We start from the raw sequence: 476 nt of genomic DNA on the forward strand, positions 1-476 counted from the left end.
TTGGGGTTAAGTCGTAACAAGGTATCCCTACGGGAACGTGGGGATGGATCACCTCCTTTCTAAGGAGAAAGGCTTACTACAAATAAGCAAAAACTCCTTTGTTCATCATATTCAGTTTTGAGAGACTTTTAATAAGTTACTCAAAGTGGGCCTGTAGCTCAGTTGGTTAGAGCACACGCTTGATAAGCGTGGGGTCGATGGTTCAAGTCCATTCAGGCCCACCACTTTAAATACATATTATACATATGGGGCTTTAGCTCAGCTGGGAGAGCGCCTGCTTTGCACGCAGGAGGTCAGCGGTTCGATCCCGCTAAGCTCCACCATTATTGGGAAGTAATTCTTGATGAGATCTTTGAAAAGTAGATAAAAGAAGTCATAGAAAATAAGGTTAAGGAAGAAAGGGCACACAGTGGATGCCTTGGCACCAAGAGGCGATGAAGGACGGAACTAACACCGAAATGCCACGGGGAGCTGTA

The 476-nt window shown here is 45.4% G+C and carries 2 tRNA genes and 2 rRNA genes; all 4 read left to right on the forward strand.

The features are described from left to right. A 16S ribosomal RNA gene (locus JV173_RS06985) occupies nt 1–59 on the forward strand; the annotation flags it as partial. Nucleotides 60–147: 88 nt separating this feature from the next. After that, nucleotides 148–224: transfer RNA gene (locus JV173_RS06990), tRNA-Ile, on the forward strand. Between the two features lie 23 nt (nt 225–247). Further along, nucleotides 248–323: transfer RNA gene (locus tag JV173_RS06995), tRNA-Ala, on the forward strand. A gap of 63 nt (nt 324–386) precedes the next feature. Next, nucleotides 387–476, forward strand: a 23S ribosomal RNA gene (locus tag JV173_RS07000); the annotation flags it as partial.

Origin of the sequence: Acholeplasma equirhinis (assembly GCF_017052655.1) — a bacterium.
GTDB lineage: Bacteria > Bacillota_I > Bacilli_A > Acholeplasmatales > Acholeplasmataceae > Acholeplasma > Acholeplasma equirhinis.